This is a genomic window from Roseicyclus marinus, assembly GCF_036322625.1.
In the GTDB taxonomy this organism is placed as follows: Bacteria; Pseudomonadota; Alphaproteobacteria; order Rhodobacterales; family Rhodobacteraceae; genus Roseicyclus; species Roseicyclus marinus_A.
Genome location: NZ_AP027266.1, coordinates 3518923 through 3539001 on the forward strand (window position 1 = coordinate 3518923; position 20079 = coordinate 3539001).

Genomic DNA, 20079 nt, shown 5'->3' on the forward strand with positions numbered 1-20079 from the left:
AAGGTCAAGCGGCTGCAGCTGCGTCTTCCTTGACGGTCGCGAAGTTGAACATCGGGAATTCGTTAACGTCGAGGGGAATGAGCGCCTCACGCAGATTGCGTATCAAGCCCCTTACGGCTGTCGGATTGAGCCTGTCATTTTCGGCTTCGAACACGATCTTGATCCGCAAGATCGGGTCGCCGTCGTGGTCCAGATCGCGTGCCACGTCCACCCGCACGATCCGTGCAGGGCGAAGCTCACGCACAATTACATCGTGTATCGCCGTAAAAAGGGTTTGATCGATCACCTTGGTCATGATCCCATCAATATAGACATTCCTTTACAATTCGTGAATCCGAAAAGGCCCGGGTTCCCTTTCTCTTGATTTCCGCCCCCATCGCCCCCACCATTCCCCCATGGTCATGCAGTTCCAGCCCATCGGGCCCGCCGCGCGCACGGATCAGGTTGCCTTCGACCGCAAGGAGCTGGGCGTGATCCTGACGCTCTATGGTCGCATGGTGGCCGCGGGCGAATGGCGGGATTACGGGATCTCGCATCTGAGCGATGTCGCGGTCTTTTCCGTTTTCCGGCGCACGGCCGAACACCCGATCTACCGGATCGAGAAACGCCCGCGCCTGCGCGAGCGGCAGGGCATGTATGCCGTCATCGGCATGGACGGGCAGATCCTCAAGCGCGGGCATGACCTCAGGACCGTTCTGCGCGTGCTGGAACGCAAGCTGATCCGCGCGGTCGATCCCTAAAGCATGTCGCGCAAAAGTGGGAACCGGTTTTGCGCTCCCCGGACATGCAAAATCATAGGTTAGAGAGCGGCGCGTGAATGCGAATGAACGCGATGCGCTCTAGCCAAGACCCGGCAAGCGGCGAATGGCCGTGATGTCTCCGAATTCGCGCGCCGCGATCCGCTCGGCGGCCTCGGCCAGCGGTTCATAGGCGACCGCCATGTGGTGGGCATTGGCATGAAGCAGCATCGTGTCGCTCGACATCATGCCCACATGCCCGCGCCAGAACACCAGGTCGCCCCGTTCCAGCGGCGCATCTTGGGGCACATCCTGCCCGAGGGCGGCGAATTGCTGATCGCTGTCGCGCGGGCAATCGATGCCGCAGGCCACCAGCGCGGTCTGAACCAGCCCCGAACAATCGATGCCCCATCGGCTGCATCCGCCCCACAGGTAGGGGGTGCCGAGGAAAAGATCGGCAATGCCGACGGGATCGGAAAATCGCGCCTTGATCGGCATCAGGTGCTGGCCGGGGATGTAATGCCCGGTGTGGATTCGCTGGAACCCGTCGCGCTCGCCCGTCACCTGCACCTGGCTGCCGAAAAACAGGGCGACATCCGGCGCGGCCTTCATGTCGGGCTTGGGGTAGAGATGCGTTGCGGGCGAGATGACCCAATGCGTCGCCTCCACCGCGCCGGTCAGCGCGCCGGACAGGATATAGCCGCAATACCCGTCCCGCTCGGCCATGCCGAAGGTGAAGCCTTCGTCGGTCTCCAGCGCAAGAAACCGTTCCCCGAACAAAAGCTGGCTTGCCCGCGCCCCGCGCGGCGTTTCGGTGATGTTGACCATGGGTTGCTGGACACTCATCCAGCGCCCTTTGACGAAGCGTTCGGCCTCCACCTCGCCCTCGAGCGAGACATGGGCGACACGACCGTTCGAGGGCGTCAGGCGCATGTCACGGGTCATGGTGCGGTTCCGTCGATCAAGGCCTGGAAGATGGCGCGCGCGCCCATGCCGACGCCGCCCTTGGGCCGCGCGGGCGCATTTGACGGCGACCAGCCGTAAATGTCGAAATGGGCATATTTCGGAACATCCGGCACGAAACGGCGCAGGAAAAGCGCCGCGGTGATCGCGCCCGCCATCCCGCCCGAGGGCGCATTGTCCAGATCCGCGATGCCCGGTTCGATCATGCCCTCGTAGGGCGCGTGGAACGGCAGCCGCCAGACCGGATCGGCCACACGGGTCGCGGACTGGGTCAGGGCGCTGGCGAACCCCTCGTCATCGGTGAAAAACGGCGCAAGATCGGCGCCAAGCGCGACACGGGCGGCCCCGGTCAGCGTCGCCATGGAAATCGTCAGATCGGCAGGGTCTTCGTTGGCCAGGGCCAGCGCATCGGCCAGGACCAGCCGCCCCTCGGCATCGGTATTGTTGATCTCGACCGTCTTGCCATTGCGCGCGGTAAAGATGTCGCCGGGCCGAAAGGAATTGCCCGCAACCGCGTTTTCCACCGCCGGGATCAGCACCCGCAGCGACAGGTCCAGCCCTTCGGCCATGATCATCTGCGCAAGGCCCAGAACCGTTGCAGCCCCGCCCATGTCCTTTTTCATCAGGCCCATGGACGCGCCGGGTTTGAGGTTCAAACCCCCGGTGTCGAAACAGACGCCCTTGCCCACCAGGGTCAGCTTGCGCCCACCCTTGCCCCAGCGCAGGTCGATCAGGCGCGGCGCACGTGCCGCGGCGCGGCCCACGGTATGGATCAGGGGGAAATTGGACGCCAAAAGCGCCTCGCCCTCGGTGACGGTGATCTCTGCCCCGAATTGTGCGGCCAGATCACGGGCTGCCGCCTCCAGCGCGTCGGGGCCCATATCCTCGGCCGGCGTGTTGATCAGATCGCGGGTCAGCGCCTCGGCTGCGGCGATCCGTTCCAGCCGCGCGCAGTCAACGCCCCTTGGCGCGACAAGCCGGGCCTTGGGTCGGGATTGCGGGCGGTAGCGGTCGAACCGATAGAGCGACAAGAGGTAGCCCAGCGCGATTTCCTCACCCTCGGCCCCGTCAAGCGGCGCGGCCAAGGCATAGGTCGCATCGGGCAGGGCCGCAATGGCGGCCCCGATGGCGAACCGCTTGCGCAGCCGGTCTTGCGCCGTGCCGGTGCCGATCAGGATGGCGGAGGGCCGACCGTCCTCGCCGGGAAGGGCGCAGACCTCGGCCAGCGCGCCGGCAAAGCCATGATGGCGCGCCCAGGCCTGTTGCGGCGCGCCAAGCTTTGCCAGCACCGCATCCACCCCAGCGGGGGCGATCAGGTGCAGCGGAATGGCATCGTCGGTGGCGGGGGCGAAATGCAGGGTCTGTGACATGTGATTACGGCCTTGATCGCTCGGGGCGCACACTAGCGCCCGCCCCCGCCGCCGCAAGTGGCCTCAGCCCGAAACATCCTCGAGGTCCCAGATCGCATGGATCGACCTGTCGCCGACGCGCAGCAAACGAGCCAGCGTGGCGGCCAAGGCCGTGGGGTCGCCGCTGTGCAGGCAATCGTGCACATCCTGCCCGACGCGCGCCAAGGTGGCCATGCCGATCAGCTGCGCATCATGCACCAAGGCCGCAAGCAGCGCGCCCATATCGGCGTGATCCCCGCTTCGGCGACAGCGCGCCAGATCGTCCAGCAGCACCGACAGGCGGTCAAGCGCATGGGCCACTTCGGTTTCGGCACGCAGATCGCCCAGTTTCTCGCATAATTTCTCAAGCTGGCCGGGGTTGAACCGCGCAGGTTCCCCCAGCGGAAGCATCGTCACCACCGCCGTCATCAACACGCTCCAAAGATCACCCCCACCACGGGATGGCGGCAAGATGCCCAAGTGCCCTGAAGAAACCCTTGAGGGCGCGGCAAGAAGAACCTCCAATTTGTCGGCAATCCGGTCTATTCAACCGCAACGAGATCAAGGCCAAGACCCATGCACCGCGTCAAATCCCTGCCCGACTACCTGTTGCACCGCTATCGCGACTGGAAGACCCACGAATTTCCGGGCAACCGCGACCTGTTCCGCAAACTCGCCATCGAAGGCCAGACACCGCGCGCCATGGTCATCGCCTGTTGCGACAGCCGTGTCGCCATCGAGGCCGTCTTTGCCCAGCAGGTGGGCGAGGTTTTCGTGCATCGCAACATCGCCAACCTCGTCTCTCCCTACACGCCCGACGGACGCCACCACGGCACGGCGGCGGCGGTCGAATTCGCGGTGAAATACCTGCATGTCGGCCATATCATCGTGATGGGTCATTCCAATTGCGGCGGTGTGCGTGGATGTCTCCAGATGTGCGCGGGCGAAGCCCCCGATCTCGAGCGGCAGGAAAGCTTTATCGGACGTTGGCTTGATACCCTGCGGCCCGCGGTTGCGCGCATCGCCGACATCACCTCGCCCGAGGATCGCCAGACCGCGCTCGAAAAGGAAGGCATCCACATCAGCCTCGAGAATCTCCTGAGCTACCCCTTCGTCGCCGAAGCCGTCGATGCCGGGGATCTTACCTTGCACGGGCTATGGACCGATCTGGCCGAGATGAACCTCGAAACCTTCGACGGCACGGTCCGCCATTTCGTAAAGGGTTGAGCTTTACCCCCAAGGGCCCACCGCCTAAACGGGCCCGAACCTGACCTGACCTGACGCAAGGGAACTGACGATGGACGGAATACTGGCGCTTGCGGCTGGAAACCTCTTGTCGCCGATCATCCTGTTCTTCGCGCTCGGGCTTCTGGCCAGCTTCGCAAGATCCGACCTGTCCATCCCCGAGGCGATCGCCAAGGGCATGTCGATCTATCTGCTCGTCTCCATCGGCTTCAAGGGTGGCGTCAGCGTCTCGGATCACGGCATCGACAGCACGCTTTTGCTGTCGCTGCTCGCGGGTCTGATCCTGTCCTTCACCATTCCGCTGATCGCCTTTGCCCTGTTGCGGACCATGACGCGGCTCGACGTGACAGATGCCGCTGCCGTCGCCGCCCATTACGGCTCGATCTCCATCGTGACCTTCGTCGCCGCGACCTCCGTCATCGGGTCGGCGGGGTTGAGTTCCGAAGGCTACATGGTCGCCGTCGCCGCCGTGATGGAGGCGCCCGCGATCCTGTCGGCGCTCTGGCTCATCGCGCGCTACGGCAAGACCGGCCCCGAGATGGAAGAAGGCTTGATGCGGGAAATCCTGCTCAACGGGTCCATCGTGCTGCTGGTCGGGTCCTTTCTCATCGGCTGGATCACCGGGGCCGAGGGGATGGACAAGATCGCGCCCTTCATCGTCGCGCCCTTTCAGGGGGTCTTGTGCCTGTTCCTGCTCGACATGGGCCTTGTCGCGGGGCGCGGCCTGCGCGAGGCGCGCTCGGTGCTGACACCGGGCGTGTTCCTGTTCGGGGTGATCATGCCGCCCATCGGGGCGAGCCTTGGTCTTGTGGCGGGGCTTTTGCTGGGCCTGTCGACGGGCGGCGTGGTGCTGTTCATGACGCTCTGCGCCTCCGCCTCCTATATCGCGGTGCCCGCCGCGATGCGCGTCGCCCTTCCCGAGGCCAACCCATCGGTCTATCTCACGCTGTCCCTGGGGGTGACATTCCCCTTCAACCTGACGCTGGGCATCCCGCTTTACCTCGCGGTCGCCAGCCTCGTGACCGGAGCCTGACAGACATGCAGACCCACAAGGCGAAACGGGTCGAGATCACCATCGAAGCGGTGATGGAGACGCGGCTGACCAACGCCCTGATCAAGGCGGGGGTGACGGGTTTCACCATCCTTCCGGTTCTGGGGGGCTCGGGGCGGTCCGGCCAATGGAGCCGCGAGGGACAGGTCAGTCGCGCGGGCGGCATGGTCAGCGTCGTCTGCATCATCCGGCCTGACCGGCTGGACGGTTTGCTGGATGCGGCCTTTGCCGTGGTCGAACGGCATATCGGCGTCGTCACCGTCACCGATTGCGAGGTTCTGCGGGCCGAAAGGTTCTGAGGCGCGGTTTACCCCGCCTTAACCAATCTGGCCGAGGCTGCGGGCATGAGTGCAACCCGCCGCCTGATCCTTGACCTGCCCGAGCCCCTGTTCGCCGCCCTGTCCGAAGCGGCGGCAGCACAGGGCCGCAGCCTGCACGCGGAATTGCGCCACCGATTGCGGAAATCGCTGCCCCCCGATCCCTGCGCCGTGACGCGGTCCGGACGGACCGAGGAACGGCTTCTTGCGCCCGTCCGGGCGCGCGTCGCCGCCGATATCGGGCAGGCCACCGGGTGGGACGATCTTCAATCCCGCATGCGGGCCAAGGGCTACATCTTTCGCGAACGCGGCGGCGGGCTTGCGCTCCATCGCCTGTCCGACGGCGAAAGGCTCTGCAAAGGGTCCGAGATCGGGGCGGCTTATGCCGATCTGATGCGCCGGTTTCGGGCCCCCTTTCCGGGCCATTCCCACCGGCATCTCGTTCCCCGCATCCTGGGCGGCGATCCGGCCTCAGCCCCGATGATGCATCCCGCCTCACCGGTCTGGGATGATGACGACCCTGTCCTCATCGAACCCGATTGATCCTCACGGCCACCAGGTCAGCACCTGCCCCTCGGGCCATTCCAGCGCGACACCCATCTCGATCAGCCGCGTCGCGCCCGCCGGAACCGACAGGTCCCAGGCATGGACGCCGCGCCGGTCGTCGATATCGCGCGCATCGGGGGCAGGGGCCAGCGTCACCTCGATCTCCAGATCCTCCTGTTCGGCAAAGGGGGTGGCATAGACCAGCCGCACCTCTTCCGCGCGATCCGACAGGTTCTCGACCCCGAAGGCGATTTGCCGATCTTGGGTGTTCGAGCTTGTGAAGACACCCCGATCCCCTTCGGCCAGCGTCCGGTCGATCCAGATCAGCCGCAGGTGGTCCAGCGGGCCAAAGGCCAGCTCCATCTCGGCCCCGGCGGGGATCAGGTCAGTCACATCCTCGCCCACCAGCGCCCCGTCGCGGAAAAAGCGGGCATGCCCGGGCAGGATCGGCTCGCCCGTGTCGTTCCGACCGGCAGCGATGAGAAAGGCCGTGTCATCCACCCGTGGCACCGCGCGCGCCGTGGTCTCGGTCGCAAGCGTCATTGTGTCGAGCGGCAGAACCGCCTCACCCCCCGGCCCGATGCTGACCGGACCGGCCAGAACATAGCTGAGCGACAGCCCCTCGATCGCCACAGCCGCCATCGGTTCGGCGACAAGGGCAGGCATGGGAATGACATCGGCCATCTCGAGGCCCGGACCGCCCAGACGGCTTGTTTCCATGGCGATGGGCGGGGCGGGTTCCATGATCCGCGCGGGCGTCGGATAGACCTCTGACGGCAGGCGCTGGCGGTTCGGTTCGGCGGTCGAAACGGTGACGGCGACATCGTGCCAGCGCGTGCGGCCATCGGTGTAAAGCGTGACGTGCCGCGCGATATCCAGAACGCCCGTTTCGCTGTTCAGCCGGAATTCGTAGGAGGGCTCCCACCCGGCGTCGAAACTCAGGTAATCGAGCACAAGCTCGGCGCTTAGCTCCGTTTCGGTCGTCACCGTCACCTCGACACCGTCGATGCTGGTGCCGAACGGGCGCAACCGATCCAGCGCTGCCATGGCGCTGGCAAGATCGGCCTGCCTGTCCTGCAGGATTTGGGTGAGATCGCGGCGCGTGATCTGCGCGGCAAGGATGGCGGCCTGAACCCGCTCCGTCTCGGCCCCCAATGTGGCCAGAAGCTGCGGCAGGGTCGCGGGGTCTACGGGCATCGCCGCACCCTCCGGCCCGCCACGCGACAGGGCCGTCAGGTAGGCAAGTTGCGCCTCCAATGCGCGAAGCCCGGCATCGGCCGCGCCCAGGTCATCTTGTGCCGCTTGCAACGCCGCTTGGGCGGCGGCCACGTCGGCGCGGGCAGTCGCCTGTTCGGCATCGTCGAGCGCGCCCTCGGCGATCACCTGCCCGGAAAAGGGCTGCGGCAGACCCAGCGACAGGCCATCAGGTCCGGTGATGCCGATCCGGTCGACGCGGGCTGCATCGGGCATGGCGATCAGCAATCGATGGGTGCCTGCGGGGATCGTGGCGCTGGCGCGTTGGGTGATTTCGGCCCCGGACAGGAAAACGGTCGCGGCGTCGATATCGGCGCGGATCACGATGTCATCGGCAAGCGCGGCAGTGCCGGTCAGAAGGGCCGCGGTCAGGCTCAGGGCAAAACGCATTTTCGGATGTTCCTTGGTGGCGATGGTCCCGCAAAAGGGGTGCGCCTTTGGCGGCTGTCGCACAATAACATGCCACGGGATCGGCCCGATCCGGCAAGGCTTTGCTCAAGGAGAAAACGAAAAGCGGCTGGCCAGACAGGGTCCGACCAGCCGCTCGAGCCATTGGGAAAAGGACCGATCAGCCCTTTTTCAGAACGCGGTTGCCCAGCGTTTCCGCGATCTGCACCGCGTTCAGCGCCGCGCCCTTGCGCAGGTTGTCGGAGACGCACCACAGGTTCAGGCCGTTGTCGAGCGTGCTGTCCTGACGGATGCGGCTGATGAAGGTGGCGTAATCGCCCACGCATTCGATGGGCGTGACGTAGCCGCCGTCCTCGCGCTTGTCGATGACCATGATGCCGGGCGCTTCGCGCAGGATATCGCGGGCTTCTTCCTCGTCGAGGAATTCCTCGAACTCGATGTTGATCGCTTCGGAATGGCCGACGAAGACGGGAACGCGGACGCAGGTCGCGGTGACCTTGATCTTGGGATCGAGGATTTTCTTGGTCTCGACCACCATTTTCCATTCTTCCTTGGTCGACCCGTCCTCCATGAACTTGTCGATGTGCGGGATCACGTTGAAGGCGATCTGCTTGGTGAATTTCGCGGGCGCGCGTTCCTGGCCGGGCACGTACATACCCTTGGTCTGATCCCACAATTCATCCATCCCGGCCTTGCCCGCACCAGAGACGGATTGATAGGTCGAGACGACGACGCGCTTGATTTTTGCGCGGTCGTGCAAGGGCTTAAGCGCCACCACCATCTGCGCGGTGGAGCAGTTGGGGTTCGCGATGATGTTCTTTTTCGCGTAGCCTTCGACCGCTTCGGGGTTCACTTCGGGAACCACCAGCGGGACCTCGGGGTCGTAGCGGTAGAGCGAGGAATTGTCGATCACGACGCAGCCCGCCTTGGCCGCTTTCGGCGCGTAGATCGCCGTCGCCTCGGAGCCGATGGCAAACAGCGCGATGTCCCAACCGGTGAAATCGAAGGTATCAAGATCCTTAGTTTTCAGGGTCTTGTCGCCAAAGCTGCATTCGGTGCCCAGCGATTTTCGGCTGGCCAGCGCGACGATCTCGTCGACGGGGAATTCCCGCTCGGCGAGGATGTTCAGCATTTCGCGGCCCACGTTGCCCGTGGCACCCGCGACGACGACTCGGTATCCCATGATCCTTGGTCCTTCGGGGTAATGAATGGCTGCGCGCTTACAGGAGGTGCCCTGCGAGGGGAAGGGGCAGCGCGTCGCGGCGGGGGCGGGATGTGGCCGAAAAGCCGGGATCGGGGCCGTAGGGTTCGTGTCGTGATCCTGTCGGGAAGCTGTCGTGCATCTGTAACGACAGCGGGAGAGGTGACCGGACCCGGCTTGACTTGTGGCCCCCGAGAGCGCATGTGCCCCTCATGTCGCCGCGCTGCCGCGTGAGCAGTCGGAGCGTGGACGCAAGAAAGACGCGTCGCGCAGACCTGACGGCGACAGGCAAACCCCAGTTCCCCTTCACGCAGGGTTCTGACGATCGCGGCCAGAGAGGCCCGGTCGCACCCTCGTCCGTTCCGGCACCCATGCCGGGGCATCACCTGTGGCGCGCGCATCGGCGCGGCGCCCGAAAGGATACGATTTGTTCGACTTCGACATGCTTGGCCTGAACAAGGTTCTGCGCAACGCGCTCAAGGCCGGCGGCTTTGACAAACCCACCCCGATCCAGAACCAGGCGATCCCGCTTGCGCTGGAAGGGCACGACATCCTGGGCCTGGCCCAGACCGGCACCGGCAAGACGCTGGCCTTTGGCCTGCCGCTCATCGCGCATCTGATGGAAGACGAGACGCGCCCCCAGACGCGGACGGCGCGCGCGCTGATCCTGGCCCCGACGCGCGAACTGGTGAACCAGATCGCCGACAGCCTGCGCCATTTCACGATGAACACGCCCATCAAGATCGCGACCGTCGTGGGCGGCCAGTCGATCAACCGCCAGATCGGCACGCTGGCCCGTGGCGTCGACATTCTTGTGGCCACGCCCGGTCGCCTGATCGACCTGATGGACCGCCGCGCGGTCGATCTGCGGCAGGCGCGTCACCTTGTGCTGGATGAGGCGGACCAGATGCTCGACCTGGGCTTCATCCATGCGCTGCGCAAGATCGCGCCCGCGCTGGGCACGCCGCGCCAGACCATGCTGTTTTCGGCCACGATGCCCAAGCAGATGGAAGAGCTGAGCCGCGCCTATCTGACCAATCCGCGCCGGGTGCAGGTGTCGCCCCCCGGCAAGGCCGCCGACAAGATCACCCAATCGATCCGCTACATGGAAAAGGGCGAAAAGCCCAAGGTCCTGCGCGAGATCCTGAGCCGCGATCCCGAGGCGCTGACGCTGGTTTTCGCCCGCACCAAGCATGGCGCGGAAAAGCTGATGAAGGGGCTGGTCGATGACGGGTTCAACGCCGCCTCGATCCACGGCAACAAGAGCCAGGGCCAGCGTGACCGGGCGATCAACGGGTTTCGGGATGGCAAGATCAACATCCTGGTCGCCACCGATGTCGCGGCACGCGGCATCGACATTCCGGGCGTGGCCTATGTGATCAACTACGAATTGCCCGATACGCCGGACAATTACGTCCACCGGATCGGCCGGACCGCACGGGCGGGCCGCGAGGGCGAGGCGATCGCGTTTTGCTGCGCCGAGGAGGTCGATCTGTTGGTGCAGATCGAGAAGCTGATGAAGGTGGAGATCCCGGTTGCCTCGGGGACGCGCCCCAAGGCGGTCAAGATGGAGAAGCCCCAGCGTGGCGGCGGGCGCGGTCGTGGGCCGGGTCAGGGCCAGGGACAGGGCAAGGGATCGGGCAAAGGTCCGGGCAAGCCCGCCCATGGTCGGCCCTTTGCCGATGCCAAGCCGCAGGGCCGCGGGCCGCGCCGTCGTCGGGCCGCGTGAGGCGGGGGGTTGGGGTGCGCCGTGACAGGCGCACCACCCACAATCTGCGCCCGACTCGCGTAGGGTGTGCGTTCACGCGCAGCATTATCCAACGCACAAGGTAACGCACCGCAGGGTGGGGGCGCGTTCTCGTGGTGCGCCTGAAGGCAGCACCCTACCCAGCCACCGCGCGTCGGATGTAGGGTGTGCGTTCACGCGCAGCATGATCCACCGGTGGAGGGATTTGGTGGGTTTCCCCCACCCCAAGATCACCCTGTCCGGTCCTCGGCGCGGCAGTAGATCGCCAGTCCGATCAGGATCATCACCGCGATGATCGCGAACAGCGTGCCATAGGCCTCCACCGGCGGACGGGTTTGGGACAGGGCGGCGAAGGTGGGGCCGGAGGCGAATTGCATCACCCCCGCCCCGCCCATTCCGAACAGGTTCAGAAGCGTCACCCCCCGTCCCGTCAGATGCGGGGGGCAAAAGCTGCGCCCGTGGCTGATGACGATGGGATAGGAGGCCCCCAGAAGGCCGATGGCCGCGAAAAGCGCGACGGAGGTCCAAAGCCCGGAGGGGGGCGCGATCCAGAAGGACAGGAGCAGGAGCGCCACCAGCCCGTTGCCGATGAGGATGGGCCGTTTGCGGCCTCCGAAGAGGCGGTCGGCGGGGCCATAGAGGAAATTGCCCGCCACCATAGCCAAGCCCATCACGAGCGTCGCCATGCCGATCCGTGACAGGTCGGCCCCGAAGATCTCGGTCACATAGGGGCTGATCCAGAGCCCGCGCAGGCCGGCGGCAGGCGCGTAGCAGACGAACATCATCGCCATAAGCGGCCAGAGCGCGGGCATTTTCACGAGGTCGAGGAGCGATCCCTTGGCCTCGCCCAAAGGCTTGGGCGGGTCGCGCACGAGCACCGCGATGGCCAGCGCCATGAGCGCGGTGAACCCCGCGAAGGCGCCCACCGTCTGCCGCCAGCCAAAGAGCTCGATCAGCGCGGCAAGGGGGGCTGCCGACAAGATGTTGCCCAGCGAGGACAGGCCCACCGTCACCCCCGCGAGCGTGCCGAAGACGGCGGGGGAAAACTGGCGGGCGTAGATGTAATAGGTCGACATCAGGATCGGGGCGCAGCCGATGCCGATGAGGATCATCGCCAGCGTGATGGCGCCCGGCCCCTCGGCCATGGCAAAGACCGCCGCCCCGCCCGCGCCCCCGACAAGGAACAGGACCGAGGCGGTGCGGCGCGGCCCGATCGTGTCGAGCGCCCAGCCCACGGGCAATTGCATCAGCGCGAAGGCCGCGAACCACAGCCCCGAGGCCCGCGCCAGATCGCCGGTCGTGGCCCCGATATCGGCCTGAAGCGCCGGGGCCAGCACCGCGAGAAAGGCGCGGTAGAACTGGCTGAGCGTATAGGCCACGACAAGAAACGCGATCCCGGCGCGCATGGTGCCCCCTCTCTCCCGTGTTGGGAGGGTTCTGCACCGGGGGCGGGGCCGCGACAAGCGGGCGCGGTTTCCGATACTTTTTGTCGGGAATATTGACATGGGGTCGGAGATGCTGTTCAAGGGCGGCAACCCAGCTGAGTATTTCAGTCAGGTATATGATTTGGACAACAACGGAGCCTCCTCCATGACCCGGACTTTTGCCGCCCTGATGGGCACCGCCATCGCGGTCTCGACGCTGACCGCCGCGCAGGCGCAGGAACTGAACCTCTATTCCTCGCGCCATTACGACACGGACGAGCGGCTTTATTCCGATTTCACCGAATTGACCGGCATCACGATCAACCGGATCGAAGGCAATGCCGACGAGCTGATCGCGCGGATGCAGGCCGAGGGCGAAAACAGCCCCGCCGATGTGTTTCTGACCGTCGACACCGTGCGGCTGGCCCGCGCGACCGAGATGGGGCTTTTGCAGCCGGTCGAGAGCGAGGTGCTGGAGGCGCGCATCCCCGCCTATCTGCAAGATGACGCCAACAACTGGTTCGCTTTCTCGCAGCGCGCGCGGATCATCTTTTACGACAAGACCGATGTGGCGAACCCGCCGCAGACCTACCAGGACCTGGCGAATCCGGAATACGCGGGGATGGTCTGCATCCGGTCGTCGTCGAACGTCTATACCCAGAACATCACCGCGGCGCTGATCGCGCATCTGGGCGCCGAGGCGGTCGAGGATTGGGCGACGGCGGTCGTGGGCAATTTCGCCCGCGCGCCCCAGGGCGGCGACACCGACCAGCTGCGCGGCATCGCGTCGGGGGAATGCGACATCTCGATGTCCAACACCTATTATTTCTCGCGCATCATCCGGGAAGGCGATGACCAGATCACGCCCGAGCAGCTGGCCAATATCGGCTGGGTGTTCCCCAACCAGAACGATCTGGGCGCGCATATGAACGTGTCGGGGGGCGGTGTGGCGGCCCATGCGCCGAACCGCGAGAATGCGATCGCTTTCCTTGAATACCTCGCCTCCGACCAGGCGCAGCAGTATTTCTCGGCGGGCAACGACGAATACCCCGCCGTGCCGGGTGTGGGCCTGTCGCCGTCGGTTGCGGCGCTGGGGATTTTCCGGCCCGACACGATCGATCTGAGCGATATCGCGGCCAATGTCGGGATGGCGGTCGAGGTGCTGAACAGCGCCGGTTGGGAATGATCCCGGCCATATGGTGAGCCGGGAACGGGCGCCTTCGGGCGTCCGTTTCGTTTTGGGGGCTCGCCCCTGCAGGTGCTGCGGCTATGTTGCGGGGTCCGGTCCTTTGGCCCATGAGGGCGCGGCAGAAGCGAGAGCGAGAGATCCCCGATGAAATTCTGGACGGCGATTGCCCTGATACTTGTGCTGTCGGCTTTGGGCCTGACCTACGAGATCGCGGCGGGCCGCGTGCTGGCCCCGTTTTTCGGCACCTCGCTGGTGACATGGACGGCCGTGATCGCCACGGTTCTGGCGGGCTTTTCGCTGGGCAATGCGCTGGGGGGCTTCATGGCCGAACGCGAGCGCGCGGTGGCGCTGAGGCAGGTGCGGGCGGTGCTGGTGGGCACGGCGGTGCTGGCCGCGCTGTCGCCCCTGATCCTTGGGTTGATCTACAGTCTTGGGGCAAGGGGCACGGGGGGCATGCTGGTGAGCGTGATCGTCGCGTTTTTCCCGGCCTCTGTTCTGATCTCTGCGCCCTCGCCTTTGTTGGCGCGGCTGGCGGTGGAGGCGCGGCCGGGGCGCGAGGGGTCGTCGCTGGGCATGGTTCTGGCGGCGGGGTCGCTGGGGGCGATCCTGGGTGCGGTTCTGGCGGGCTTCGTGGCGCTGCCCTTTGCCGGGTCGGTGGCGACCTTCGCGGGGTGTGGGGCTGCGGCGCTCTTGTGCGTGCCGTTCCTGCGCGACCGGGGACAGGGCGGCGGCGAGGAGGGGGAAAAACCGTCGCTTGCGCCGCTCATCCCCATCGCGGCGCTGGTTCTGGGGAGTGCGGCGCTGGGCCCTGTCTGTCGCTACGAATCGGGTCTGTCCTGCATCGACATCACGCGGACGGGCGGTGTGATCAGCCTTTATTCCGACCGAACGCATCAGGCGGCGGAACCCGTCCCGCGGGCCGATGCCCCGGAGGATCTGGTCATTCCCTATACCCGCTGGATCTGGGCGCGGATGGATGCCGATCTGGGGGCTGCGCCATCGGTCCTGTTCGTAGGGGGCGGGGGCTATACCCTGCCGACACGATTGCTGGAAAGCCGACCCGAGGCGCAGGCCATCGCGGTGGAGATCGACCCGTTGATCACGGAGGTGGTGCGCCGGCATCTGCCGCGCGCCGCCGCGATGATCGCGGAAACGGGCTATGAGGCCGGGGTCGAGGGGCCGGGCGAGGGGGCCGCCCCCGGACGGTTGGGGATCGTCCATGCCGATGGGCGGGTCTATCTGAATGAAACGGTCCGCCGTTATGATGCGGCGGTGATGGATGCGTTTTCATCCGCTTCGGTGCCTGCGCATCTGGTCACGCGCGAGACCTTTGCCCGGTTGCGCGAGATCGTGACGGGACCTGTCTATGTGAACCTGATCGATGCGCCCGATGGGCCACTGGCGCGCGGCACCCATGCGATCCTGAGCGAGTTATACCCCCATGTCATCGCCGTGCGCGGGCCGGTCGGGCCGACGGGTCTGGGCAATGTGATGCTGGCCGCCTCGCCCGTGCCGCTGGACGCGTTGGAGGCATTGCCCGAGGGGTACGAGATGGCTGCGATTTCGCCCGCGCGGGCGTTCACGGATGATCGGGGCTGGGTGGGGTATCGGTAGGGTGGGTGGAACCCACCGGTGCGCGTGAGCTTTGGTGGTTTGGGGTTTGGTGGGCAGATTGCCCACCCTACGTCGTGCGTTGAGCCTGAGCCTGCGCGGCGTCGATGGCGTTGCGCATCGGGCGGCCCTCGCGGCCGATGGACCAGCACAGGATGGCGACGGGGATCAGCCCTACCGCGCCGATGACGAGGCTGGGCACCGCCGCCTCGGCCAGCCGTTCATCGGAGGCGAGGCGGTGGGCCTGCACCGCCAGCGTGTCGTAGTTGAAGGGCCGCAGGATCAGGGTGGCGGGCAATTCCTTCATCACGTCGACGAAGACGATCAGGAGCGCGGTCAGGATCGAGGGTTGCAGGATCGGCACGTGGATGCGGCGCAGCATGGGGGCAGGCCCGTGGCCCAGCGTGCGGGCCACGGCATCCATGTTGGGGTTCACGGTCGCCAGCCCCGATTCGTAGGTGTTCAGCGCCACGGCCATGAAGCGGACCATGTAGGCCATGATCATCAGCCAGATGGAGCCGGTGATCAAAAGCCCGGTGTCGATGCCGAAATTCGCCTCCATGAACCGGTCGAGCGCATTGTCGAAGGCGGCGAAGGGAAACAGAAGCCCCACCGCGATCACGCCGCCCGGCACGGCATAGCCAATGCCCGCGATGCGGAGCGCGGATTGGGAGGTCTTGGTCGGATGGAGCCGCGCGTTGAACCCCAGCGTGATGGCGGCGGCCACCGTCAATAGGGCGGCCATGGAAGCCAGCGTCAGCGAATGCTGCAAGAAGCCGAGGTAGCGGGGGGTGAACAAGAGCTGGCTCGCCCCGGAGGCGAGGGTGAGCAAGATGCCGGTGGGCAGGAGAAAGCCGAAAAACACGGGCAGGCCGCAGATGGCGATGGCCCCCAAGGCGGCACGGCCGCGCAGCTGCACAGGCTCCATCCGTTCGAAGCGGCGGCCGGCGTCGTGGTGGCGCAGGTGGCGGCGCTGGCGGCGTTCGAGCGTGGCGAAGGTGAGCGCCACGACGAGAAGGCAGAGCGCCAGTTGCGCCGCCGCCCCCCGGTCGAAGAGGCCGAACCAGCTGACATAGATGCCGGTGGCAAAGGTCTGAACGCCGAAATAGGCGACGGTCCCGTAATCGGCGAGCGTTTCCATCAGCGCGAGCAGCACGCCGCCCGCGATGGCGGGGCGTGCCACGGGGACAGAGACGCGGAAAAACGCGCCCCATGGCCCCTGACCCAGCGTGCGCGCGGCGATATAGGCCGTTGCCGATTGCCGCAGGAAAGCCGCCCGCGCGAGCAGGTAGACGTAAGGATAGAGGACGAGGATCAGCATCGCCGCCGCGCCGCCCAGGCTTCGGATTTCGGGGAACCAATAGTCGCGCGGCCCCCAGCCGGTCAGATCGCGCAGCGTCGATTGCACCCAGCCGGGATGGTCGAGCAGATCGGTATAGGCATAGGCCAGCACATAGGCCGGAAAGGTCAGCGGCAGGGCCAGCGCGATTTCAAAGAGCCGCCGCCCCGGAAAGCGGGTGGCGGTGACAAGCCATGCGGTCGAGGTGCCGATGAGTGCCGTGCCGATGCCCACGATCACCACCAGCAGCGCCGTGGTGCCCGCGTAGCGCGGCAGGACCGATCCGGCGAGGCCCGACAGCGTGCCGATGCCGCCGGTCAGGGCGGCGATGGCCACGGCGGCCATCGGCAGGATGCAGATCGCGGCGGCCCCCCATGCAAGGGCGGACAGGCGGTGGATGCGGGCGCTTTGGGCCATGGGCGGGAATGCTTTCGGGCGGTCCTTCAATCCGACACCTTTTGTCGGGATTTGCCGTGAATGCAAGCGACCGGGGCGAAAGCGGGCGGCTCTGTCGCAAAAGCTTCACTTGAGCGCGGTGCATTATTCGGTACTTCGAGAAATATGGAAATAACACTCACAGATCGATTCGCCGCCCTCAGCCATCCGGCCCGTCTGGATGTCGTGCAATTGCTCATCCGCCGCTACCCCGACCGGGTTCCGGCGGGCGAGATCGCCGAGGTTCTGGGGCTGAAGCCCAATACGCTGAGCGCCTACCTGGCCGATCTGATGCAGGCCGGGCTGATCACGCGCGACCGGCTTGGCACATCGCTGCGTTACGGGGCCGACATGGCTGGCCTCAGCGCGATGACCGACGGCCTGTTGCGCGAGTGTTGCAGAGGGCGTGCAGACCTGTGCGCGGCCCTACCCCTCGATGCCCCTGACGGAGACCGCATCATGCCCCATGACCGCTACAAGGTCCTGTTCATCTGCACCGGCAATTCGGCCCGGTCGATCTTTGCCGAGACGCTGTTGCGCGAGATGGCGGGCGACCGGTTCGAGGTGTTTTCCGCCGGAACCCAGCCGCAATCGGCGCTGAACCCGATGGCGGTGGAGATGCTGCGGCTGAAGGGGCACGAGACCTCGGGCCTGCGGTCCAAGAACCTGTCCGAGTTCCAGGGCGTGGGCGCGCCGGTGTTCGATTTCGTCTTTACCGTCTGCGACCGCGCCGCGAACGAGGCCTGCCCGCCCTGGCCCGGTCAGCCGATGTCGGCGCATTGGTCGACGCCCGACCCGGTGAAGGCGCAAGGCACCGAGGCGGAGCGGATGCTGGCCTTTCAAAGCGCCTACGGGATGCTGCGCAACCGCATCCTCGCCTTTACCGCGCTGCCGCTGGGCACGCTGGACCGGATCTCGCTGCAACGCGCGCTGGACGGGATCGCGGGCGCGGAGGGCGCGGCATGACCACCTATGCGCTGAACGGGTTGGGCCGGATCGGAAAGCTGGCCCTGCGGCCGCTGCTGGAGCGGGGGGCGAAGATCGCCTGGATCAACGACGCGGTGGGCGATCCGGCGATGCATGCGCATCTGTTGGAATTCGACACGGTGCATGGGCGGTGGCGGGCGGATATTTCGGCCGATGACGACGCCATCACCATCGACGGTGTGCGCCTGCCGGTGTTGTGCGAACGCGACCCGGCCAAGCTGCCGCTGGACGGCGTGGACGTCGTGATCGACTGCACGGGCGTGTTCAAGACGGCGGCGAAGATCCAGCCCTATTTCGACGCGGGCGTGAAGCGCGTGGTCGTCAGCGCCCCGGTCAAGGACGGGGGGGCGGCCAATATCGTCTATGGCGTGAACCACGACATCTATGACCCGAGCCAGCATCGGATCGTGACGGCGGCAAGCTGCACGACCAATTGCCTGGCCCCGGTGGTCAAGGTCATCCACGAGGCGCTGGGGATCAAGCATGGCTCGATCACCACGATCCATGACGTGACGAATACGCAGACCATCGTGGACCGCCCGGCCAAGGATCTGCGCCGCGCAAGGTCGGCGTTGAACAGCCTGATCCCCACCACCACGGGCAGCGCCACGGCGATCACGCTGATCTACCCCGAGCTCAAAGGAAAGCTGAACGGTCATGCCGTGCGGGTGCCGCTGCTCAATGCCTCGATCACCGATTGCGTCTTCGAGGTGGAGCGCGCGACGACGGCGGAGGAGGTCAACGCGCTGTTCAAGGCGGCGGCGGAGGGTCCGCTGGCCGGTATCCTCGGCTACGAGGAGCGGCCGCTGGTCAGTGCCGATTACACCAATGACACGCGGTCGGGCATCGTGGATGCGCCGAGCACGATGGTGGTGAACGGGACGCAGGTGAAGATCTACGCCTGGTATGACAACGAGATGGGCTATGCCCATCGGCTGGTCGATGTCGCCCTGATGGTGGGTGCGGCCCCGTGACCGACACCGCGCGCCCGCAAGGTTTCGCCGCCTATGTGGCGGTGACGGCGGCCTATTGGGCCTTCATGCTGACCGATGGCGCGCTCAGGATGCTGGTCTTGCTGCATTTCCATACGCTGGGCTTTTCCCCGGTGCAGCTGGCCTACCTGTTTCTTCTATATGAATTGGCGGGGATCGTGACGAACCTGTCGGCGGGCTGGATCGCGGCGCGGTTCGGGCTGACCACGACGCTTTATGCGGGGCTGGGGGTGCAGATCGTGGCGCTGATCGCGCTGGCGCAGCTGGACCCCGGCTGGGGCATCGCCGCCTCGGTCGCCTTTGTCATGGTCGTGCAGGGGTTGTCGGGCGTGGCCAAGGACCTGGCCAAGATGTCGTCGAAATCGGCGGTCAAGCTCTTGGCGCCTGCGCAGGGCGGGGCGCTGTTTCGCTGGGTTGCGGTGCTGACCGGGTCCAAGAACGCGGTGAAGGGGTTGGGCTTCCTCCTCGGGGCGGCGATGCTCGCCCTCGTCGGCTTTGTCGGATCGGTTCTGGCGATGGCGGCGGTTCTGGCGTTGATCCTGATCGTGATCGCATGGCGGATGCCGCCGGGCCTGCCCATGGGGCGCAAGGGCGCGAAATTCACCGAGGTCTTTTCCAAATCCGCCAATGTGAACTGGCTGTCGGCGGCGCGCGTGTTCCTGTTCGGGGCGCGGGATGTCTGGTTCGTCGTCGGCATCCCGATCTATTTCTACGCGGTCCTGTCGGATGGCACGGTGGCGGGCAACCGCGCGGCCTTTTTCATGATCGGGAGTTTCATGGCCTTCTGGATCATCCTGTATGGCGCGGTCCAGGCCTCGGCCCCGCGCATCCTGCGCGCCGAGACGCGGGGCGATGCGGCACTGATCGGGCAGGCCTGGATCTGGGCCGGGGGGTTGGCCTTTCTGCCCGCGGCGCTGGCGCTGTTGGTCTGGGGGGCGGGGGCGCCCGCGCCATGGCTGACGGCGGTTGTGGTCGGGGGTCTATTGGTCTTTGGCGCGGTTTTCGCGGTGAATTCGGCGCTGCATTCCTACCTGATCCTGGCCTTCACCAAGGCGGAACGGGTCACGATGGATGTGGGGTTCTACTACATGGCCAATGCGGCGGGGCGGCTGATCGGGACGCTGTTGTCGGGCCTGTCCTACCAGCTGGGGGGCCTGCCCGCCTGTCTTGGCACGGCGGCCGTGATGCTGGGTTTGAGCGCGCTGGCCGCCCGCAATCTTGATGCGCGCGCGCGTTAACGGGGTG

At 66.0% G+C, this 20079-nt stretch carries 19 protein-coding genes; 11 read left to right on the top strand and 8 right to left on the bottom strand.

Annotation, left to right across the window (positions count from 1 at the left end; translation table 11 throughout):
• Positions 1-4 precede the first annotated feature (4 nt).
• Positions 5-295 carry a hypothetical protein gene (locus AABA51_RS16965; protein WP_338273279.1) on the bottom strand — a complete coding sequence of 97 codons (291 nt, stop codon included), beginning with the start codon at positions 293-295 and terminating at the stop codon, positions 5-7.
• A 106-nt stretch (positions 296-401) separates the two neighbouring features.
• Here AABA51_RS16965 and AABA51_RS16970 point away from each other — a divergent pair, with 106 nt between their 5' ends.
• The gene (locus tag AABA51_RS16970) at positions 402-740 is read left to right on the top strand and encodes a DUF2794 domain-containing protein (RefSeq protein ID WP_416916686.1); all 339 of its coding nucleotides are present in this window, start codon (positions 402-404) and stop codon (positions 738-740) included.
• A gap of 99 nt (positions 741-839) precedes the next feature.
• On the opposite strand, the gene AABA51_RS16975 is transcribed toward AABA51_RS16970, so the two are convergent.
• The 3 genes from AABA51_RS16975 to AABA51_RS16985 form a co-directional block, all read right to left on the bottom strand.
• A complete protein-coding gene (locus AABA51_RS16975; RefSeq protein WP_338273281.1) occupies positions 840-1682 on the bottom strand; it encodes a C40 family peptidase in 843 nt (280 codons plus the stop codon).
• The gene (locus AABA51_RS16980) at positions 1679-3070 is read right to left on the bottom strand and encodes a leucyl aminopeptidase family protein (protein WP_338273282.1); all 1392 of its coding nucleotides are present in this window, start codon (positions 3068-3070) and stop codon (positions 1679-1681) included. Before AABA51_RS16980 ends, AABA51_RS16975 begins: the two co-directional genes overlap by 4 nt.
• 63 nt (positions 3071-3133) lie before the next feature.
• The gene (locus AABA51_RS16985; protein WP_416914881.1) at positions 3134-3523 is read right to left on the bottom strand and encodes a hypothetical protein; all 390 of its coding nucleotides are present in this window, start codon (positions 3521-3523) and stop codon (positions 3134-3136) included.
• A 141-nt stretch (positions 3524-3664) separates the two neighbouring features.
• On the opposite strand from AABA51_RS16985, the gene AABA51_RS16990 reads away from it, so the two are divergent.
• From AABA51_RS16990 to AABA51_RS17005, 4 genes are all read left to right on the top strand, one after another.
• Positions 3665-4315, top strand: a complete 651-nt coding sequence (locus AABA51_RS16990) for a carbonic anhydrase (protein ID WP_338273283.1) — start codon at positions 3665-3667, stop codon at positions 4313-4315.
• Between the two features lie 70 nt (positions 4316-4385).
• The gene (locus tag AABA51_RS16995; RefSeq protein ID WP_338273284.1) at positions 4386-5366 is read left to right on the top strand and encodes a sodium-dependent bicarbonate transport family permease; all 981 of its coding nucleotides are present in this window, start codon (positions 4386-4388) and stop codon (positions 5364-5366) included.
• Positions 5367-5371: 5 nt separating this feature from the next.
• Positions 5372-5683, top strand: a complete 312-nt coding sequence (locus AABA51_RS17000) for a P-II family nitrogen regulator (protein WP_338273285.1) — start codon at positions 5372-5374, stop codon at positions 5681-5683.
• A 45-nt stretch (positions 5684-5728) separates the two neighbouring features.
• Positions 5729-6244, top strand: coding sequence for a hypothetical protein (locus AABA51_RS17005; RefSeq protein ID WP_338273286.1), 516 nt, complete (start codon positions 5729-5731; stop codon positions 6242-6244).
• Between the two features lie 3 nt (positions 6245-6247).
• Here AABA51_RS17005 and AABA51_RS17010 read toward each other — a convergent pair whose 3' ends face one another.
• Positions 6248-7891: a mucoidy inhibitor MuiA family protein gene (locus AABA51_RS17010; RefSeq protein ID WP_338273287.1), complete on the bottom strand. Its 1644-nt coding sequence runs from the start codon at positions 7889-7891 to the stop codon at positions 6248-6250.
• A 178-nt stretch (positions 7892-8069) separates the two neighbouring features.
• On the bottom strand, positions 8070-9092 hold the full coding sequence (locus AABA51_RS17015) for an aspartate-semialdehyde dehydrogenase (protein WP_338273288.1): 1023 nt from the start codon (positions 9090-9092) through the stop codon (positions 8070-8072).
• 445 nt (positions 9093-9537) lie between these two features.
• On the opposite strand from AABA51_RS17015, the gene AABA51_RS17020 reads away from it, so the two are divergent.
• Positions 9538-10839 carry a DEAD/DEAH box helicase gene (locus AABA51_RS17020; RefSeq protein ID WP_338273289.1) on the top strand — a complete coding sequence of 434 codons (1302 nt, stop codon included), beginning with the start codon at positions 9538-9540 and terminating at the stop codon, positions 10837-10839.
• A gap of 248 nt (positions 10840-11087) precedes the next feature.
• Here AABA51_RS17020 and AABA51_RS17025 read toward each other — a convergent pair whose 3' ends face one another.
• Positions 11088-12263, bottom strand: a complete 1176-nt coding sequence (locus tag AABA51_RS17025; RefSeq protein ID WP_338273290.1) for an MFS transporter — start codon at positions 12261-12263, stop codon at positions 11088-11090.
• A 184-nt stretch (positions 12264-12447) separates the two neighbouring features.
• Between AABA51_RS17025 and AABA51_RS17030 the strand changes: the two genes are divergently transcribed.
• Together AABA51_RS17030 and AABA51_RS17035 are read left to right on the top strand one after the other, a co-directional pair.
• A complete protein-coding gene (locus tag AABA51_RS17030; protein WP_338273291.1) occupies positions 12448-13467 on the top strand; it encodes an extracellular solute-binding protein in 1020 nt (339 codons plus the stop codon).
• A 147-nt stretch (positions 13468-13614) separates the two neighbouring features.
• Positions 13615-15084 (top strand): fused MFS/spermidine synthase, encoded by a 1470-nt coding sequence (locus AABA51_RS17035; protein ID WP_338273292.1) that lies wholly within the window; start codon positions 13615-13617, stop codon positions 15082-15084.
• A 67-nt stretch (positions 15085-15151) separates the two neighbouring features.
• Here AABA51_RS17035 and AABA51_RS17040 read toward each other — a convergent pair whose 3' ends face one another.
• Positions 15152-16837: an ABC transporter permease gene (locus tag AABA51_RS17040; RefSeq protein WP_338273293.1), complete on the bottom strand. Its 1686-nt coding sequence runs from the start codon at positions 16835-16837 to the stop codon at positions 15152-15154.
• A 144-nt stretch (positions 16838-16981) separates the two neighbouring features.
• Here AABA51_RS17040 and AABA51_RS17045 point away from each other — a divergent pair, with 144 nt between their 5' ends.
• From AABA51_RS17045 to arsJ, 3 genes are read left to right on the top strand one after another with little or no spacing between them, the layout of a single operon-like run.
• A complete protein-coding gene (locus AABA51_RS17045; protein ID WP_338273294.1) occupies positions 16982-17821 on the top strand; it encodes a helix-turn-helix domain-containing protein in 840 nt (279 codons plus the stop codon).
• A complete protein-coding gene (locus AABA51_RS17050) occupies positions 17818-18816 on the top strand; it encodes an ArsJ-associated glyceraldehyde-3-phosphate dehydrogenase (protein ID WP_338273295.1) in 999 nt (332 codons plus the stop codon). Before AABA51_RS17045 ends, AABA51_RS17050 begins: the two co-directional genes overlap by 4 nt.
• Complete coding sequence (arsJ, locus tag AABA51_RS17055) at positions 18813-20072, top strand: organoarsenical effux MFS transporter ArsJ (protein ID WP_338273296.1); 1260 nt, start codon at positions 18813-18815, stop codon at positions 20070-20072. The genes AABA51_RS17050 and arsJ overlap by 4 nt, the downstream gene beginning before the upstream one ends.
• The last annotated feature ends 7 nt before the right edge of the window (positions 20073-20079 follow it).

What these genes read in the sequence shown, in the direction of transcription:
- AABA51_RS17005 (WP_338273286.1), top strand. Translation starts at nt 5,729, where the DNA reads ATGAGTGCAACCCGCCGCCTGATCCTTGACCTGCCCGAGCCCCTGTTC.
- AABA51_RS17025 (WP_338273290.1), bottom strand. Translation starts at nt 12,263, where the DNA reads ATGCGCGCCGGGATCGCGTTTCTTGTCGTGGCCTATACGCTCAGCCAG.
- AABA51_RS17040 (WP_338273293.1), bottom strand. Translation starts at nt 16,837, where the DNA reads ATGGCCCAAAGCGCCCGCATCCACCGCCTGTCCGCCCTTGCATGGGGG.
- AABA51_RS17045 (WP_338273294.1), top strand. Translation starts at nt 16,982, where the DNA reads ATGGAAATAACACTCACAGATCGATTCGCCGCCCTCAGCCATCCGGCC.
- AABA51_RS17015 (WP_338273288.1), bottom strand. Translation starts at nt 9,092, where the DNA reads ATGGGATACCGAGTCGTCGTCGCGGGTGCCACGGGCAACGTGGGCCGC.
- AABA51_RS16965 (WP_338273279.1), bottom strand. Translation starts at nt 295, where the DNA reads ATGACCAAGGTGATCGATCAAACCCTTTTTACGGCGATACACGATGTA.
- AABA51_RS16980 (WP_338273282.1), bottom strand. Translation starts at nt 3,070, where the DNA reads ATGTCACAGACCCTGCATTTCGCCCCCGCCACCGACGATGCCATTCCG.
- AABA51_RS17000 (WP_338273285.1), top strand. Translation starts at nt 5,372, where the DNA reads ATGCAGACCCACAAGGCGAAACGGGTCGAGATCACCATCGAAGCGGTG.
- AABA51_RS16995 (WP_338273284.1), top strand. Translation starts at nt 4,386, where the DNA reads ATGGACGGAATACTGGCGCTTGCGGCTGGAAACCTCTTGTCGCCGATC.
- AABA51_RS16990 (WP_338273283.1), top strand. Translation starts at nt 3,665, where the DNA reads ATGCACCGCGTCAAATCCCTGCCCGACTACCTGTTGCACCGCTATCGC.
- AABA51_RS17030 (WP_338273291.1), top strand. Translation starts at nt 12,448, where the DNA reads ATGACCCGGACTTTTGCCGCCCTGATGGGCACCGCCATCGCGGTCTCG.
- AABA51_RS17050 (WP_338273295.1), top strand. Translation starts at nt 17,818, where the DNA reads ATGACCACCTATGCGCTGAACGGGTTGGGCCGGATCGGAAAGCTGGCC.
- AABA51_RS17035 (WP_338273292.1), top strand. Translation starts at nt 13,615, where the DNA reads ATGAAATTCTGGACGGCGATTGCCCTGATACTTGTGCTGTCGGCTTTG.
- AABA51_RS16970 (WP_416916686.1), top strand. Translation starts at nt 402, where the DNA reads ATGCAGTTCCAGCCCATCGGGCCCGCCGCGCGCACGGATCAGGTTGCC.
- AABA51_RS16975 (WP_338273281.1), bottom strand. Translation starts at nt 1,682, where the DNA reads ATGACCCGTGACATGCGCCTGACGCCCTCGAACGGTCGTGTCGCCCAT.
- AABA51_RS17010 (WP_338273287.1), bottom strand. Translation starts at nt 7,891, where the DNA reads ATGCGTTTTGCCCTGAGCCTGACCGCGGCCCTTCTGACCGGCACTGCC.